12 protein-coding genes are annotated in these 16,661 nt (G+C 74.4%); 3 read left to right on the top strand and 9 right to left on the bottom strand.

The window, feature by feature from the left end; all coding sequences use genetic code 11:
- Positions 1-49 precede the first annotated feature (49 nt).
- Complete coding sequence (locus tag IE241_RS14530) at positions 50-2,749, top strand: ATP-binding protein (protein ID WP_190022124.1); 2,700 nt, start codon at positions 50-52, stop codon at positions 2,747-2,749.
- A 102-nt stretch (positions 2,750-2,851) separates the two neighbouring features.
- On the opposite strand, the gene nucS is transcribed toward IE241_RS14530, so the two are convergent.
- Positions 2,852-3,514, bottom strand: coding sequence for an endonuclease NucS (gene nucS / locus IE241_RS14525; RefSeq protein ID WP_058046308.1), 663 nt, complete (start codon positions 3,512-3,514; stop codon positions 2,852-2,854).
- A 208-nt stretch (positions 3,515-3,722) separates the two neighbouring features.
- Between nucS and IE241_RS14520 the strand changes: the two genes are divergently transcribed.
- Positions 3,723-4,115, top strand: a complete 393-nt coding sequence (locus IE241_RS14520; RefSeq protein WP_190022123.1) for an SCO5389 family protein — start codon at positions 3,723-3,725, stop codon at positions 4,113-4,115.
- Between the two features lie 147 nt (positions 4,116-4,262).
- Here IE241_RS14520 and IE241_RS14515 read toward each other — a convergent pair whose 3' ends face one another.
- On the bottom strand, positions 4,263-5,288 hold the full coding sequence (locus IE241_RS14515; RefSeq protein WP_190022122.1) for an LLM class flavin-dependent oxidoreductase: 1,026 nt from the start codon (positions 5,286-5,288) through the stop codon (positions 4,263-4,265).
- Between the two features lie 206 nt (positions 5,289-5,494).
- On the opposite strand from IE241_RS14515, the gene IE241_RS14510 reads away from it, so the two are divergent.
- Positions 5,495-5,827, top strand: a complete 333-nt coding sequence (locus tag IE241_RS14510) for an Rv1322 family protein (RefSeq protein WP_120753757.1) — start codon at positions 5,495-5,497, stop codon at positions 5,825-5,827.
- Positions 5,828-5,850: 23 nt separating this feature from the next.
- Here the strand turns inward: IE241_RS14510 and IE241_RS14505 are convergent, their stop codons facing one another.
- The 7 genes from IE241_RS14505 to scy all read right to left on the bottom strand — a co-directional run bounded on the left by IE241_RS14505 (position 5,851) and on the right by scy (position 16,576).
- Positions 5,851-6,771, bottom strand: a complete 921-nt coding sequence (locus tag IE241_RS14505; RefSeq protein ID WP_190022121.1) for an ABC transporter permease subunit — start codon at positions 6,769-6,771, stop codon at positions 5,851-5,853.
- A complete protein-coding gene (locus IE241_RS14500) occupies positions 6,768-7,991 on the bottom strand; it encodes an ABC transporter ATP-binding protein (protein ID WP_190022120.1) in 1,224 nt (407 codons plus the stop codon). The genes IE241_RS14505 and IE241_RS14500 overlap by 4 nt, the downstream gene beginning before the upstream one ends.
- Before the next feature lie 88 nt (positions 7,992-8,079).
- Positions 8,080-8,949, bottom strand: coding sequence for a hypothetical protein (locus IE241_RS14495; RefSeq protein ID WP_190022119.1), 870 nt, complete (start codon positions 8,947-8,949; stop codon positions 8,080-8,082).
- Positions 8,950-9,003: 54 nt separating this feature from the next.
- Positions 9,004-9,774, bottom strand: coding sequence for an ABC transporter permease (locus tag IE241_RS14490; protein ID WP_190022118.1), 771 nt, complete (start codon positions 9,772-9,774; stop codon positions 9,004-9,006).
- Between the two features lie 2 nt (positions 9,775-9,776).
- A complete protein-coding gene (locus tag IE241_RS14485) occupies positions 9,777-10,775 on the bottom strand; it encodes an ATP-binding cassette domain-containing protein (RefSeq protein WP_190022117.1) in 999 nt (332 codons plus the stop codon).
- Positions 10,776-10,942: 167 nt separating this feature from the next.
- The gene (locus IE241_RS14480) at positions 10,943-11,881 is read right to left on the bottom strand and encodes a coiled-coil domain-containing protein (RefSeq protein WP_058046316.1); all 939 of its coding nucleotides are present in this window, start codon (positions 11,879-11,881) and stop codon (positions 10,943-10,945) included.
- Between the two features lie 114 nt (positions 11,882-11,995).
- Positions 11,996-16,576, bottom strand: coding sequence for a polarized growth protein Scy (gene scy / locus IE241_RS14475; protein ID WP_190022116.1), 4,581 nt, complete (start codon positions 16,574-16,576; stop codon positions 11,996-11,998).
- Positions 16,577-16,661 lie beyond the last annotated feature (85 nt).

The raw sequence follows: 16,661 nt of genomic DNA, 5'->3' as shown, positions 1-16,661 counted from the left end.
CAGGCCGGAAGGGCAGGACGGCACGCCACGCATTTGGGGGGCTTTCACCATGGACCCGACGAACCGACCCGAGGAATTCGGCGAGGGCGCACACGAGTCCGCGGAGGGCGGCGGCCCGCGCGACCTCCCGGGCACCGAGGCCGGGGAGCAGGCCCCCGGGCTCGCCCGCGTGGTCCGGCTCGTCGCCGGCGACTACGCCCTCACCGTCAACCCCGTCGACGGCAGCGAGATCGAGCCCTGCCTGCCCGGCGAGGTGCCCCCGCGCCCCGGCAGACACACCCCCGAGGAGCGCGCCGAGCTGCTCCGCGCCGCCGCGCCCCCGCCGCCCGCCCGCCAGGCCGGCCCCGAGCTTCCCCTGCTGCACCGCCAGGAGGAGCGCGAGCGGCTCTCCCGGCTGCTCTCGCGCGGCCGCTCCGTCCGGCTGACCGGCCCCTCGGGCTCCGGCCGCAGCGCCCTGCTGGACGCCGTCGCCGACGACTGCGCGAACCTCGCCCCCGACGGCGTCGTGCGCCTCACCGGCTACCACCGCACCGTCACCGACGTCCTGTACGACCTCTTCGCCGCCGTCCACCACGCGCCCCTGCACCGCCCCGACCGCGCCGGGCTGCTCTCCCTCGTCCGCGAGATCGGCGCCGTCGTCGTCCTGGACGACCTCGAATTCGGCGGCTTCGCCCTGGACGAGCTCCTCGACGCCACCCCCGAGTGCGCCTTCCTTTTCTCGGCCACCCCCGACGTCGCCGCGCCCTCTCCCGACTCGCACGTCGAAGAGGTCTTCCTCGGCGGCCTCGACCGCACCGCGTGCCTGGAGCTGCTGGAGCTCTGCGTCGACCGGCCCCTGACGGACGAGGAGGCCGACTGGGCGGCGGACCTCTGGTTCGAGTCCGAGGGCCTGCCGCTGCGCTTCGTCCAGGCCGGCGCGCTGCTGCGGCTGGGGACGCCGCTGGGGGCACCCCCGGCGGTGGCCGGGGGAGACGGTCCGGGGAAGGACGCCATCAGCGCCGATTCCGCCGCGGCCGACGAGTTCGGCGTCTTCGCCGAGCGGCCCTACGTGGCCGCGGCCGAGGCCGAGGCCGAGACCGGCGCCGCGCAGGGCGTGCGGCTGCCCCCGCTCGCCGAGGCGTCCCGCCCGGCCGCGCCGCTCGCCTCCCGCCTCGACGACGCCTCCCGCGAGACCCTGCGCTTCGCCCTCGCCCTCGGCGGCGAGGTCCCGCACCAGGCCCACCTGCCCGCGCTCGCCGGCGACACCCACGCCGACGCGGCCGTCGGCGAACTGCTCGCCTGCGGTCTGATCACCGCCGTCGCCGGGCACTACCGGCTCGCCGCGGGCGTCGCCGACCAGCTCGCCGCCGAGGGCTACGGCGCGGGCGCGGCCGAGCGCGCCCACTCCGCCGCCCAGCACTACGCCTGGTGGACCGGCCACCCCTCCGTCGCTCCCGAGCGGGCGGCCGCCGAGGCCGATGCGATCCTCGCCGCGCTCGCGGCCCTGGCCGCCGGCGGCGACCCCGGGCACCGCGCCGCGGCCGTCCTGCTCGCCCGCACCGCGGCGCCCGCCTTCGCCGCCGCCCTGCACTGGAGCGCCTGGGAGCGCGTCCTGCGGTACGGCCAGGAGGCCGCCCGGCGCGCCGGAGAGGTCGGCGAAGAGGCCTACTTCCACCACGAGTTGGGCGTGCTGGCGCTGTGCACCGGCAGCCTGCAGCGGGCCCGCGCCGAGCTCGAGGCGTCCGTCGGCATGCGCGGAGTGATGGCCGACAAGCGCGGTGCCATAGCGGGCCGCCGGGCGCTGGCGCTGGTCGCCGACCGCTCCGGGCTCACCGCGGGCGGCTCGCCCGCCGCCGCACCCGGCACCGACGCCCGCGGCGCCGCCCCGGTGCCGCCCGTGCCGCAGCCGCCCGTGTCGCGGCCCGCCGGTGGCCCTGCGGGGCGTACGCCCGCGGGCGAGGAGATCCCGGCCGCCCGCAGCGAGCAGTCCGCCGTGCCGCCCTCGGTGTCCTCTCCCGCTGCGGCCCCGGCGGCTCCCGGCGCCGATCCGGACCAGGTCGCCACGACGGTCATCGCCCGCCTCGCGGCCGAGCGCGCCCAGCGGCAGCGCGGGGCCGCGCGGCAGCCGTGGGCCCGGAAGATGATGATGGGCGGCGCCCGGCGCAACCTCGTCGCGGCCGGAGCGGGTGCCCTGCTCGCCGCCGTCCTCGGCACGGTCGTCACCCTGGGGGTGACCTCCGGCGGCCAGGACGGAAAGTCGCCCGAACGGGTGAAGCCGGGCCAGTCCGCGTCCCAGCAGGACGGCGACAACAGCCTCACCGCCGACCAGCCGGGCCCGGGCGAGGCCGGACACGCCCAGGTCCCGGGCAAGCCGGGCAAGCCGAACCGCTCGCCGGGCGCGGGCAGCTCCGGCTCGGCCTCGCCGGGCGCCTCCGGCAGTACGTCGCCCAGCGGCGCCCCGAGCGGCAGCAGCGAGCCGTCGGGCCCGCCGTCCTCGGGCGGGACGTCGCCGAGCCCGTCGCGCTCGCAGGGCGGCGGCAAGCCCTCGCAGTCGCCCTCGCCGAGCAGGAGCAGCGGCGGCAGCACCAAGCCGTCGGAGCCCCCGACGTCGCCGTCCCTGCCCGCCACGCCGTCCTCGCCGGCCGGCGGCGGGTCGAACTCGGCGAGCGGCCCCGCCGGCGGCGGCAGCAGCAGCCAGTCGGCCGCGAGCGGCCCGTCGGGCAGCAAGCCGGCGGACGGCAGCGGCAGCCCCTCGTCCGCCGGGGCGTGAGCCCTCCCGGGCGGGGAGTCCGGGCCTTTCCCGGGTGCGGGAACGCGAAACGCCGGACGGCTGGTACAGCCCGTCCGGCGTTCGGCAGTGCTCCCGCGCGCGTCAGAACAGCCGCAGCTTGTCGTCCTCGATGCCGCGCAGTGCGTCGTAGTCCAGGACGACGCAGCCGATGCCGCGGTCCGTGGCGAGGACGCGGGCCTGGGGCTTGATCTCCTGGGCCGCGAAGACGCCGCGCACGGGCGCCAGGTGCGGGTCGCGGTTGAGGAGCTCCAGATAGCGTGTGAGCTGCTCCACACCATCGATCTCGCCACGCCGCTTGATCTCCACGGCCACCGTCGCGCCGTCGGCGTCGCGGCACAGGATGTCCACCGGGCCGATCGCCGTCGGATACTCGCGGCGGATCAGGCTGTAGCCCTCGCCGAGCGTCTCGATGCGGTCCGCGAGGAGCTCCTGAAGGTGTGCTTCCACGCCGTCCTTGATGAGGCCGGGGTCCACGCCGAGCTCGTGGGAGGAGTCGTGCAGGACTTCCTCCATCGTGATGATCAGCTTCTCGCCCGCCTTGTTGACCACGGTCCATACGTCGCCGTCGCCCTCCTTGAGGGTGCACGGCGGGGACATCCAGTTGAGCGGTTTGTAGGCGCGGTCGTCCGCATGGATCGAGACGCTGCCGTCCGCCTTGACGAGGATCAGCCGCGGGGCGGAGGGGAGGTGGGCGGTGAGCCGGCCCGCGTAGTCCACGGAGCAACGGGCGATGACGAGACGCATGGTGCGCAACGCTACTCGACTCCTGCCCCCCGGCGCGATTCGCCCCCGATGGGCCCTTTGGCTGTGGCTGGTTGTCGGTGCGTTCTCCTGGTGCGCCCGCAGTGGCCGAATTACCGTTGAAGCGGGCGGTCGTCGTACGGGCACGGGGCGTCGTCGTCCGCTCGCCCATCCCTGAGACCCCGCTCGCGGGGTCGCGAGAGGAGAACCCATGTCGCTCGACGTCTCACCGGCCCTCCTCGAACAGGCCGAGCGAGGCGAGGTCGATGAAGCGGAATTCGTCGACTGCGTCCGGACCTCCCTGCCGTACGCGTGGGGGATGATCAGCTCCCTGGTGGCCCGGCTCAGGATCGACGGTGGCGAGTTCGCCGACAACCAGACGCCTCCGCCGGACGAGCAGGCCCGTGGCCAGCTGCTGCGCGCCCTGGCGAGTGATGCCATCCGAGGTGCCCTGGAGCGGCACTTCGGTGTGCGCCTGGCGTTCCAGAACTGCCATCGGGTGGCGGTGTTCCCGCTTGACCCGCAGGCGGACGAGCGCCTGGCCCGCTTCACCTCGATCCGGGGCCAGCTGCTGAACCAGTCGCCGGAGCTGCGGGACTGCTGAAGGCGCAGGCGCTGCCGCTCCGCACGCGGGAGGTGTCGATCAAGTGCGGGAGCGGCAGCGGCCCGGGAACGGCCGGAGGGGACGGAGCGGGCGACGCCCGGGCGGAGCGGCGGAGGGGAAGGTCAGCGCAGGGGGCGGAGGGGAAGATCAGGAGAGCAGCGGCAGCACTTCGGTGCCGAGCCGGCGGAGATTGTCCTCGGTGGCGGCGAGGTCGCCGGAGCCTTCGGTCAGCAGGGCGAAGCGCGTGATGCCCGTGCGCTCCGCGGTGGCCGCGAGGCGGTCGGCACACATCTGCGGCGGGCCGACGGGATGGAGCTCGCACAGCAGCTTGGTGTACTCCAGCGGATCACGCATCGTGCGCGCCCGGCCGTCGATCGTCACGTAGGCCGACAGGCCCTGGTGCAGCCAGCCCGGCATGGCCTTGGTGAGGATCTCCGCGGCCTCCTGCCGCCGGTCCCCGACCTGCACGACCCCGGCGGAGACATGGGCGGCCGCGGCGATCTCCTCGGGTGAACGCCCCGCCTCCAGCGAGCACTTGCGCCACAGGGCGACCATCTCCGCCTTCTCCTCGTCCCCGCTGTGCATCCCGAGCAGCATGGGCAGGCCGTGCCCGGCCGCGAGACGGACGCTCGACGGCGAGGTGCACGCCATGACGACGGGCGGGCCGGAACGATCCTCCAGATCGTCGGGGCGCGGCACGACCGGCACTTCGCGGAAGCGGAAGCGGGGGCCCGCGGCGCCCACCCGGGGCTCCCGCAGCCACCGCATCAGCAGCGCCAGGGACTCGGGATACCCCTCCTCGTACGCCGCGAGACCGGAATCGAAGACCTCCAGGTCCACCCAGGGGCCGCCGCGGCCCACCCCGAGGGTGAACCGGCCCTCGGAGGCGAGGTGCAGCAGGGCGGCCTGCTCGCCGAGGGCCACGGGGTGGGTGGTGGGCAGCACGCTGACGGCCGTCCCCACCCGGATCCGGCGGGTGCGCCCCAGGGCCAGCGCCGCGAGCGTCACCGCCGACGGGCAGACCCCGTACGGCATGAAGTGGTGCTCGGCGAACCAGACGGCATCCAGCCCCGCCTCCTCGGCGACCACCGCCGACCGCACGGCCCGGTGCAAGGCCTCCGCATGCCCCTGTCCGGGGAATTGGGCGGCCAGGACGAATGCTCCAACGCGCATCGCTCTTGCTCCTCCTAGCGACCGACGCGGCATCCCCCCACCGGAAATAACGGCTGACACGTGCCATGGGCACGGCTCCGCGTTAAGTTTTCATGATGATCGGGAGAGCGTCCGGTGCGGGGCCGGGGGGACGCCTGCCCGCCACGGTGACTCTGGCGCGTAACCTGGTCACGGCCCGTAGCTCCCCAGACCAACCGAGGTGCCCCGTGTCTCCGCGCCGAAACCGCCCGCGAGGCGGCGCAGACAAGCAGTCCGACGCCCCCCGCGGCGAGGGCGGCGACCGCTACGGCCTGGAGCGCACCGAGGACTGGCAGGGCGAGGAGTGGGCGGTGCGCACGATCGGCGGCGGCGCGGCCACGAAGCACTACCGCTGCCCGGGGTGCGATCAGGAGATCCCGCCGGGGGTGCCGCACTTGGTGGCCTGGCCGCAGTACGGCGCCGGAGTCGACGACCGGCGGCACTGGCACAAGTCCTGCTGGAACGCGAGAGACCGCCGGAGCGCGCGGCTCCAGCGGTCTCGTAACGCCCCCCGTTACTGAGGGGTTGCAAGGCGGGTCTTCCGTTATGCGTCGCGCTTCAGCAGCGAGGCGTAGGCGCCGCCGAGTGCGACGGCCGCGGCGATCGCCATGATCCACAGCGGGTCCCAGCCGCTGAGGCTGGTCGCCGAGTCGTCGCCGGAGACGCCGTAGAAGACGGACAGCTGCATGGGGATCGAGTACTCGAAGAGCGCCTTGCGCAGGCTCGACAGGCTCTCGGTGAACATGAACATCGCCACGACCAGCGGCAGCAGCACCACGCCCAGCATCACCGTGATCGCCCCGGCGGAGTGCCGCAGCAGCGTGCCCATGGCGAGGGAGATGATCCCGAGCAGGGCGATGAACAGGCTCGTGCCGACCGTCACCTTGAGCCACTCGCCGCCGGTGGAGGCGAACTCCGCCTGGTCGTCCAGCAGTCCGGTGTCGATCATCCCCACCAGTGCCGTGCAGACCATGGTGATCACGAACGTCACGGCGAAGAAGACGATCGCCTTCGCCGTCAGCACCCGGATGCGGTCGGGGCAGGCCGTCAGCGTCGTACGGATCATGCCCGTGCCGTACTCGGAGGAGATCGTCAGCACGCCGAGCGTGAGCACGCAGATCATGCCGAGCATCACGCTGAAGAATCCGGCGGCCAGCGCGTTCGTGCCGCGCATGTCGCTGCCGGCGCCGTTGACGCCGGCGGCGATCAGCAGCCCGATGCCGACGATGATCCCGACCATGATGCTCAGCGTCCAGATCGTGGAGCGCACGGAGCGGATCTTGGTCCACTCGGCCGCGACGGCGTCCATGAGGGTCGCCTTGCGCACCGGGATCGGCGATACGTAGCCGACCGTGCCGCCCGCGGGCGCGGTGCCGGGCCAGTAGCCGGGCGCGGCGTGCGGCGGGGCCTGCGGGGCGGCCTGCGGAGTCGCCGGCTGGGCCGCCTGGGGCTGGGGGGTGGTCATCGGGCGTCCTCGCTGTCGCGCTTGGTGAGGTCGGCGGGGGCGGGGGCGGGGGCGGGGGCGGGGGCGGGCTGCGGGGCCGGCGCGGCGGGCGGCGGGCCCGCGGGCGGCTGCGGAGCCGCCGGGTGGGCGGCCTGCGGCGGCTGCGGGGCGGCGGCCGGGGCCTGCGCGTACGGGTTGGGCTGCTCGCCCGGGAGCACGGGGTAGGGGTTGCCCTCCGGCGGGGCCCAGCCCTGCGGGGCGGGGGCGCCGGGGTGGCCGTAGCCGGGTCCCGGGGGCGGCGGGGCGAGGGCGGCGAGCTGGTCGGCCGTCGAGCGGTAGTCGACCGCGCCCTGCGTCATCCGCATGTACGCCTCCTCCAGCGAGGCCTGGTGCGGCGAGAGCTCCCAGAGGCGGACGTCGGCCCCGTGGGCGACGTCGCTGATCCGGGGCAGCGGCAGGCCGGTGACGCGCAGGCCGCCGTCCGGCTCGGACAGCACCTGGCCGCCGGCCTCGACGAGGGCGGCCGTGAGCTTCTCGCGGCTCGCCGGCTCCGTCTCCGGCGTGCGCACGCGCGCGAAGTCCGCGGAGTTCGCGGATATGAAGTCCTTGACGCTCATGTCGGCCATGAGCTGGCCGCGCCCGATCACGATCAGGTGGTCGGCGGTCAGCGCCATCTCGCTCATCAGGTGCGAGGAGACGAAGACCGTACGGCCCTCGGCCGCGAGCTGCTTCATCAGATTGCGGACCCAGAGGATGCCCTCGGGGTCGAGGCCGTTGACCGGCTCGTCGAAGAGCAGCACCTGGGGGTCGCCGAGCAGCGCGGCGGCGATGCCGAGGCGCTGGCCCATGCCGAGCGAGAAGCCCTTGGAGCGGCGCTTGGCGACGCCCTGCAGGCCGACGACGCCGAGGACCTCGTCCACCCGGCGGGCCGGGATGCCGCCGAGCTGCGCGAGGGAGAGCAGGTGGTTGTAGGCGCTGCGCCCGCCGTGCACGGCCTTGGCGTCGAGCAGCGCACCGACCTGGCGCGGGGCGTTCGGCAGGTTGCGGAAGGGGTGGCCGCCGATGGTCACGCGCCCGGACGTGGGTTCGTCCAGGCCCAGGATCATGCGCATGGTCGTGGACTTGCCTGATCCGTTCGGACCCAGGAAGCCGGTGACGGCCCCGGGCCGCACCTGGAACGACAGATTGTGTACGGCCGTCTTGGCGCCGTAGCGCTTTGTCAGACCGACTGCCTCGATCATTCTCCGCCCCTCGCGAGCTCTTTTGGGCGTAAGGCCCCGTAAGGGTTAGGAGCATAACGAGGAGCTGACGGTTCCCGTTACTCGCGATTCAGCTGCGCGGGGTGGGAAGGGCCTGGTGGGAGGGGCGAGAGGGGTCACTGGGCTGATCGCCCAAGGGCAGCCCGTCGGGGAGCACCCAGCCCTCGCGGCGGAAGACCGCCCGCCCCTCGGCCCGGACCGCCTCGTCCGCCCGCGCCCGGGCGACCCACTGCTCCGGGCCCGGACCGAGCAGCTCGCGCAGGGCCTGCGAGGCGGCCAGCAGCTCGCTCAGGAGACCGCCCTGGTCGCCGCCGCCCGCGCGGGGCCCGCCCCCGGCCGGATCGGCCAGGACGCCGTGCAGGCTCACGTAGAGGTACGCGCCGCCGAGCGGGCTCCCGGAGGGCAGGGTCATCGGGAAGCGCTCGCCCGGCACCCACAGCCGGCGGTAGTTGAATTCGGTCTCGTCGACGACGGCCAGCTGCGCGGCGTCCAGCCAGCCGGCCACGAGAGTGCGCCGGGCCGCGGGATCGGCGTAGGGCGCCGCGGCCACGTAACCGTGCCGCCCGATGTGCGCGGAGCACGCGACCCCGATGCCGTGCACCTCCACGGGCGCCATCGGCACCGTGGCCCCCGTGCCGCGCCGGGTGAGCTTGTGGTGCAGCTGGGCGGGGGAGGCGTTGGACCCCACGGCGAGTACGGGGTGCCGGGACCGGACGCGCGCGGCGTGCATCCGGTCGAGGAAGAGGTCGAGGCCCGGCTCCGCGCCTTCCATGCCGGTCACCACCCGCCACCCGTCCAGCGGGCCCGGCCCCGGCCGCAGCGGCAGCAGCTCGCCGCCCGTCAGCAGGGCGGGCTCCTCGACCGGGCGCCCGGGATAGGTCAGCGGCAGCTCGGCGGGCGGGCCGTCGAGCCCCAGGGCCCTCAGACTGCGGTCGGTCACGGCAGCTCCTCGAAAGCGCGCGGGCGCCCCGTATTCCATAGCTCCCCGCAGGGGCTACGCGTCACGCCGCTTCAGCACGACGTATCCGCCGACGAGCGCCGCCGCCACCCACAGCACCATGATCGTGAAGCCGCCCCACGGCCCGTACGGAGCGTCGTCGCCGATCGTCACCACCTGCATGACCTTGTGGCCGGCCTGGTCGGGCAGGTACTGCCCGACCTTCTTCGTCGCCTCCACCGCGCCCAGAATGCTGGAGATGATGAAGAAGAACGGCATCAGAATGCCGAGCGAGAGCATGGGGCTGCGCAGCATCGCCGCGACCCCCATCGAGAACACCGCGATCAGCGTCATATAGAGCCCGCCGCCGATCACCGCCCGCAGGACTCCCGCGTCACCGATCGACGTCCGGTGACTGCCGAGCATCGACTGGCCGACGAAGAAGGAGACAAAGCTGGTCAGCATCGCGACGACGAACGCGATCAGAGTGGCGATAGTGATCTTGCTGAAGAGGAACGTACCCCGCTGCGGAACCGCCGCCAGCGAAGTGCGGATCATTCCGGTGCTGTATTCATTGGACACCACCAGCACCCCGAACACGATCATGGCGAGCTGGCCGAGTCCCATTCCCGCGAAACTCGTAAAGGTCGGGTCGAAATTCACCTGCTCCCTCACCGGCATACGATCGAAGTTACTGCGGGAGAAAGCACTGATCAGCGCGCCGAGCGCGACGGTGACCACCAGCGCGAGACCGAGTGTCCACACCGTGGAGCGGACAGATTTGATCTTCGTCCATTCCGATTGCAGGACCTGCCCCACCACCGCCATCGTCAGGATCCCTTCTTCCGCCAGTCGGCTCCCCACCCGCCGCCGGGCGGCACCGCTGCGCCGCCGCCCGGCGGAGCGCCCGCGCCCACGGGCGGCGCACTGTGCGCGTGGTACTCCACCGACTCGGCGGTCAGCTGCATGAAGGCCTCTTCCAGGGACGCCTGCTGAGGGCTCAGCTCGTGCAGGACGAGCTGGTGCCGCGCGGCGAGCTCACCCAGCCGGGCCGCCTCCGTGCCGTCGACCTCCAGATGGCCGTCCTCCGTGGTCACCGCCGTGATCCCGGCTCCGGCCAGCACGTCCAGCAGCCGCTCGGTCTCGGGGGCGCGCAGCCTCACGTACGACCGAGAGTTCTGCGCGATGAAGTCCGCCATCGAGGTGTCGGCCAGCAGCCGGCCCTGGCCGATGACGATCAGGTGCTCGGCGGTCAGCGCCATCTCGCTCATCAGGTGCGAGGAGACGAAGACCGTACGCCCCTGGGAGGCGAGGTTCTTCATCAGATTGCGGATCCAGTGGATGCCCTCGGGGTCCAGCCCGTTGACGGGCTCGTCGAACATCAGGATCCGGGGGTCGCCCAGCAGCGCGCCCGCGATACCCAGGCGCTGCCCCATGCCGAGCGAGAAGCCCTTGGAGCGCTTTCCGGCCACCGAGGTCAGGCCGACGGTGTCCAGAACCTCACGGACACGGGAGCGCGGGATGCCGTTGCTCTGCGCCAGGCACAGCAGGTGGTTGTGGGCGCTGCGCCCGCCGTGCATGGCCTTGGCGTCCAGCAGGGCGCCGACGGTCCGCAGCGGGTCCTTCAGCTGCCGGTAGTGCTGCCCGTCGATGAGGACCGTGCCGGCGGTGGGGCTGTCCAGGTCGAGCATCATCCGCATCGTCGTGGACTTGCCCGCGCCGTTGGGCCCCAGGAAGCCGGTGACGATCCCGGGGCGGACGGTGCAGGTGAGGCCGTCGACGGCGAGCTTGTCGCCGTAGCGCTTGGTCAGGCCCTGCAGCTCGATCATTCAGCCACGGTAAGGGCGACCGGCAGGCCCCGCCAGGGGTAGCGGCCCGTCCGGGGGAGCGGGCCGGGGGAGTGGCCCGGGAGCCGGGCGACGACCGCTGCCCCGTGCGTCCGCACAGGCGGCGCACAGGGCAGGACGGGTGTCCCGGAAGGTCAGCGGCCCGGGGCTCAGCGGCTCTGCTGGGCCGGGACGCCGCGGGAGATCGGCTCGTCGTCACCGGGGACGCCGGCCGCGGCGACGGCGGCGCCGGTCAGCGTGGCCAGCATCTCGCGGACGTTGGTCAGCTGGGCGTTGATGCTGTCGCGGCGGTTGGTGAGGGCCGCGAGCTCGCGCTCGGACTCGCTGCGGATGCGGTCCGCCTTGGCGTTGGCGTCGGCCACGATGTCCTCGGCCTGGCGCTGGGCGGTCTCCACCGTCTGGCGGGCGCGGCGCTCGGCGTCCGTGCGCAGCTTCTCCGCCTCCAGGCGCAGCTGCTCGGCGCGGTGCTCGATCTCCGCCAGCCGCTTCTCCGCCTTGGCCTGACGGGAGGCCAGGTCGCGCTCGGACTGCTCGCGGCGCTTGGCCAGGTTGGTCTCGAAGTCGGCCGCGGCCTGGGCCGCCTTGGCGCGGGTCTCCTCGAAGAGGGCGTCCGCCTCCTCGCGCTTGGACTGGGCGTCCTTCTGGGCCTCGGCCCGCAGCTGGGCGGAGTCGCCCTTGGCCTTCTCGACGATGCGCGCGCCCTCGTCCTCCGCCTTCGCCTTGCGGTCGGCGGCGAACGACTCGGCGTCGTTGCGCACCTGCTGGGCGGCGGACTCGGCAAGCTCGCGGTGCTGCTCGGCGGCGCGCCGGGCCTCCTCACGCAGATCCTTGGCCTCTTCCTCGGCCAGCCGAAGGATCTTCTCGACCCTCGCCCCCAGCCCCGCATAGGACGGCTCGGCGTCATTGACCTGGGCCTGAGCATTCTGCGTCTCGAGGTGCAGCTCCTCGATGCGCTTTTCCAGAGAGGTGATGCGTGCCAGTGCGCTGTCTCGGTCGGCGACGAGCTTGGTAATGCGGTCGTCCACCTGGCCGCGGTCGTATCCACGCCGCACAAGCTCGAAGCCGAAGGGGGAGGAAGTGTCACTCATGGGGTTCCTGTCATAAGAGACCGGTGAGGTGATAGAGGGAATCCTAGGGGTGCGAGCGGCGTGTCATCAGGTGAATGGTTGGCAGATCTGGAGAATGTCCCCCCGTTTGAGTGGCTACTTCTGTGACTGCTTGCCACCCGAACGAGTAGCACCGGCACCCGCCGCTGCCTTCACCCCGCCATCCTTGGCGCTTCCGGCCCCCGGGGCCTCAAAAGATTCCAACGCCTCCAACACGTCCTGGACACGGGAAATCTCGGCCTGAATGTCCTCGCGACGGCGCACCAGGACCTCCAACTCCCGCTTTCCCTCCTCGACAAGGCGCTTTGCCTCCTCCGCACCCTCGGTGCGCAGGCGCTCCGACTCGCGTACGGCAGCCGCCTTCTTCTGCTCGGCCTCCTTGAGCAGCCCCTCCGCCTTCTTCACCGCGGCGATCCGCACCTTGCTGGCCTCGCTGCTCGCGTCGGACAGCAGCTTCTTCGCCTTCTCCTCGGCCTCTTCCAGCTGCTCGGTCGCGGCCGCGACGAGCTTGTCGCAGCGCTCGCCCGCCGACTGCATCGCCTCGGCGGCCTCGCGGCGCGCCCGGCCGTGCAGCTCCTCGACCTCGCCCTCGACGCGCGAGCGCAGCTCGTCGGCGCGCTCCCTTATCGCGGTGGCGTCCCCGCGGGCCTCGGCGAGCAGCGTGTCGGCGTCCGTACGGGCCTGCTCCACCAGGGCGTTGCCCTCGCCGCCGGCCTCCGCGACGATCCGCTCGGCCTCGCGGCGGGCCACGCCCACCATCGTGTCGGCCTGCTCCTCGGCGGCCGCGGCCGTGCGCAGCGCCTCCTCCTGCGCCTTGGCGATCAGGGCGTCCGCCTGCTCGCCGGCGTCGGCCAGCCGCTTGGCGGCGGCGTCACGGGCGTCGTCGACGGTCTGCTCACCCTCGGCACGGGCCTCGGCGCGCAGCCGCTCCGCCTCCTGGACGGCGTCGGCCTTGATGCGCGCGGAGTCCGCACGCGTGCTGTTGGCGTTCTCCTGCGCGGCGGCCAGCGCCTCGGAGGCCTCCAAGGCCATCCGCTCGGCCTCCGCCGTCGCCTCGGCGACGAGGGTGTCGGCCTGCTCGGCGGCCTCCGTGCGGCGGGTGTTCGCCGCCTCGCGGGCCTCGTCGAGGACCCGGGCGGCGTCGGTGCGCAGCCGCTCGGACTCGGCGTCCGCCTCGGTGAGCGTGCGCTCGGCCTGCCCGGCGGCATCCGCGCGGACGGCCTCGGCGGCCTCGCGGGCCTCCTCGGCCGTACGGGCCGCCTCGCGGCGCGCGCTCTCCACCGTCTCGACGGCCTCGGCCCGCAGCTTCTCCGCCTCGGCCGTGGCCTCGGTGATCAGCTCGTCGGCCTGCGCGGCCGCCTCCGTACGGTGCCGGCCGGCGGCCTCGCGGGCCTCGTCGACGATGCGGTCGGCCTCGCCCTGCGCCCCGGAGGTGAGCTCCTCGGCCTCGCGGATGATCCGCTCGGCCTCGGCGTGGCCCTCGTTGCGCATCCGGTTGGCGTCCTCGCGGGCCTCGGCGCGCGCCCGCGCCGCGTCCTGCTCGGCCGACGCCAGGGCGTCGGAGGCGTCGGTGCGCATCTGCTTGGAGCGGGCGGACGCCTCCGCCACCGTGCGCTCCGCGTCGGCCTTCGCCTTGGCGAGGAGCGCCTCGGCGGCCTCCGCCGCCTCGCTGCGGTGCGCCTCGGCGGCCTCGCGGGCCTCCGTGACCGTCCGTTCGGCCTCGGCGCGCAGCCGGGCGGCCTCCTCGGCCGCCTCCGCCTGCTGCGCCTCCGCGGACTCGCGGGCCTCCTCCAGGACCGACGTCGCCTCGGCGACCAGCCGCTCGGCCTCGGTCGTGGCCTCGGCCATCAGCGCATCGGCCTGCTCGGCGGCCTCCGAGCGGCGGGCCGCGGCCGCGGACCGCGCCTCGTCGGCCGTGGCGGCGGCGTCGCGCCGGGCCGCCTCGGCCGTCTCCTCGGCCTCCGCGATCAGCTTCTCCGCCTCGGCCATGGCCTCGGAGAGCAGCTCGTCGGCCTGCACGCCCGCCTCGGCGAGCTTGGCGTGGGCGCTGTCGGTGGCCTCCTCCAGCGTGCGGGCGGCCTCCGCCTCCAGGCGCTGACCCTCGGTGATCGCCTCGGCGACCTTCCGCTCGGCGAGCGCCGCGGCGGCCTCCGCCGCGGACTGCGCCTCGGCACGGATCCGGGCCGCGTCCTCACCGGCGCGCTCACGCTCGGCGTAGGCGTCGGTACGGACGCGGTCGGCCTCTTCCTGGGCCTCGGTGAGGGTGCGCTCCGCGTTGTGCTCGGCGGCCGAGCGCAGCCCGGCGATCTCCTCCTCGGCCTGCTCGTGCAGCCCCGCGACGGCGTCCCGCACCTGCTGGGCGGTCGTCTCGGCGGCCGACACCAGCTCGGTGGCGCGCTGCTCGGCCTCCTCGACCAGGCGCTGGGCCTCCTCCTGCGCCTCCGCGACCCGCTTGCGCGCCGAAGCCAGCAGCTCCTCGCTCTGCTCGCGCGCCGCCTCGCGCTCGGCCTGCGCCTCCGTACGGGCGTCGCCGAGCAGCTCCTCGGCCTCGCGCCGGCGGCGGGCGGCCTCCTCCTGCGCGGCGGCGAGGGCCTCGGCGGCCTCGGTAGCCGTGCGCTCGGCCGCGGCGTTCGCCTCGGCCCGCACGCGGTCGGCGGTCTCCTGCGCCTCGCTGCGCAGCCGCTCCGCCTCCGCATTGGCCTCGGCGCGCAGCCGCGCGCCCGCCGACTCACCCTCGCTGCGGGCGGCGGCGGCCTCCTCGGCGGCCTCGGCGCGCAGCCGCTCCGCCTCGGTCTCGGCCTGCGCCTGCAGCGTGCGCACCCGCTCAGCGGACTCCGTGCGCTGGCGCTCGGTCTCCTCGGCGGTCTCGCGGCGCAGCCGCTCCGCCTCCGTACGGGCGTCGCGCAGCGCCTCCTCGGCGGCCTCCACGCGCTGCTCGGCCTCGGTGTGCAGCCGGGTCAGCTCCGCATCGGCCTCGGCACGGCGCGCCTCGGCGGCCTTCTCGGCCTCCTCGCGCAGCTTGCGCGCGGCCTCCTCGGCCTCGCCGCGGGTGCGCTCGGCGTGGTCCTCGGCCTCCTCGGCCATCTCCTCGGCCTCGGTGCGCGCCCGCTCCAGGGCCTCCTCGGCCTGCTTGCGCAGGGAGGCGGCCCGCTCGGCGGCCTCCGACCGGACGCGCTCGCTGTCGGCGGCCGCGCCGCTGCGCGTCTCCTCCGCATCGGCCTTGGCCTTGGCCAGCAGCTCCTCGGCGGTGCCGGCCGCCTCCTCGATCTGCTGCAGCGCCTCGCGCCGGGCCTCGCCGCGGATCCGCTCGCCCTCGGCGACGGCGTCGGCCCGCAGCTGCTCGGCCTCGCCGCGCAGCCGCCGTGCCTCCTCCTGGAGCTCGACGGTCTTGGCGCGGTACTCCTTGGTGTCGTCCTTCGCCGCGCCCTTGAGCTGCTCGGCGGTGTCCGCGGCCTGCGCGCGCAGCCGCTCGGCCTCGGCCTCGGCCTCCTTGCGGATCCGCTCCGCCTCGGCGGCCGCGGCCTTCGTGGTGGCGCGGGCGTCCTCGGAGGCCTTGGACAGGACCTCCTCGGCCGTCCGGGCGGCCTTGGACAGCTGGGCCGCGGAGTCCTCCGCGGCGGCGCTGCGGGCCTTCTCGGCGGCCTCGGCGACCAGCCGCTCGGCCTCGGCGGCGGCGTCCGCGCGCAGCTGCTCGGCCTCGGACTTCAGCGCCTCGGCGTCCTTGGTGGCCTCGCTGACCAGCCGGGCGATCTCGGCCCGGGCGGTGCGGGTGCGCTGCTCGTTCTCCGACTCGGCGCCGGACAGGCGGCGCTCGGCGCTCTCCTTCGCCTCGGTGACCAGCTTCTCGGCCTCGGTGCGCGCCTCGCGCAGCGCCGTATCGGCCTCCTGCAGGCGGGCCTCGGCGGTACGGGTGAGCTCGGCCGCGACCGTACGCGCCTGGTCGCTCTCCGTACCGGCGGACGCGCGCAGCTGCTCGGCGTGGTCGGTGGCCTCCTGCGCCTGCGCGGACGCGGCGGTCAGCAGCCGCTCGGCGTCCGTACGGGCGCGGCGCAGCAGGGCCTCGGCCTCGGCGCGGGCCTCGTCGGCCGCGGAGCTCAGGCGCGCGCGGGCCTGCTCGGCCAGCCGCTGGGCCTCCGCGCGGGCTGCGCCCAGCGCCTGCTCGGCCTCCGCCCGGGACTCCTCCAGCAGCCGCCTGGCCTGCGACTCCGTGCGCGCACGCAGCTGCTCGGCCCAGGCCACGTTCTCGTTGACGTGCGACTCGACGGTCTGGCGGCGCTCGTTGAGCTCCTCGTCCAGGCGCTGGCGGCGCGCGACGGCCTCCGCGTGGAGCTCGGCCTCCATCCGGGCCTGGCGCTCGGCCTGCTCCTGCAGCAGACGCTGCGTCTGCGCCCGGGCCTCGCGCAGCTCGCGCTCGGCGTCCGTGCGCATCTGATCCGCCTGAATCTGGGCATTACGGAGCAACTGCTCCGCCTGGTAACCCATGTCGGCGGTGTCGTACGCCGGGCGGTGGGCGAGATTGCGGCGCGCCTCGTGGAGCTTGGCGCGCAGCACCTCGACCTGGTAGCCGAGGTCGTCGGCGTGCTGGACCGCCTTCTCCCGCTCCTTCTTCAGCCGCTCCATCTCGGCTTCGAATTGCGAGAGGTGGTCGTCAGCCTCGTAGCGGTCGTTGCCCCGCACTGCGCGGTCCCATCCGTCCCCTGGTCGCCTTGGCGGCCGGCCCGTTCCCGCGTGTATCGGTTGGAATCCGGAGCCCGCCCTTCCG

The sequence above is a fragment of the Streptomyces hiroshimensis genome (assembly GCF_014650335.1).
In the GTDB taxonomy this organism is placed as follows: Bacteria; Actinomycetota; Actinomycetes; order Streptomycetales; family Streptomycetaceae; genus Streptomyces; species Streptomyces hiroshimensis.
The sequence above is the reverse complement of the archived record's forward strand: the minus strand, read 5'-3'. Positions and strand labels throughout refer to the sequence as shown.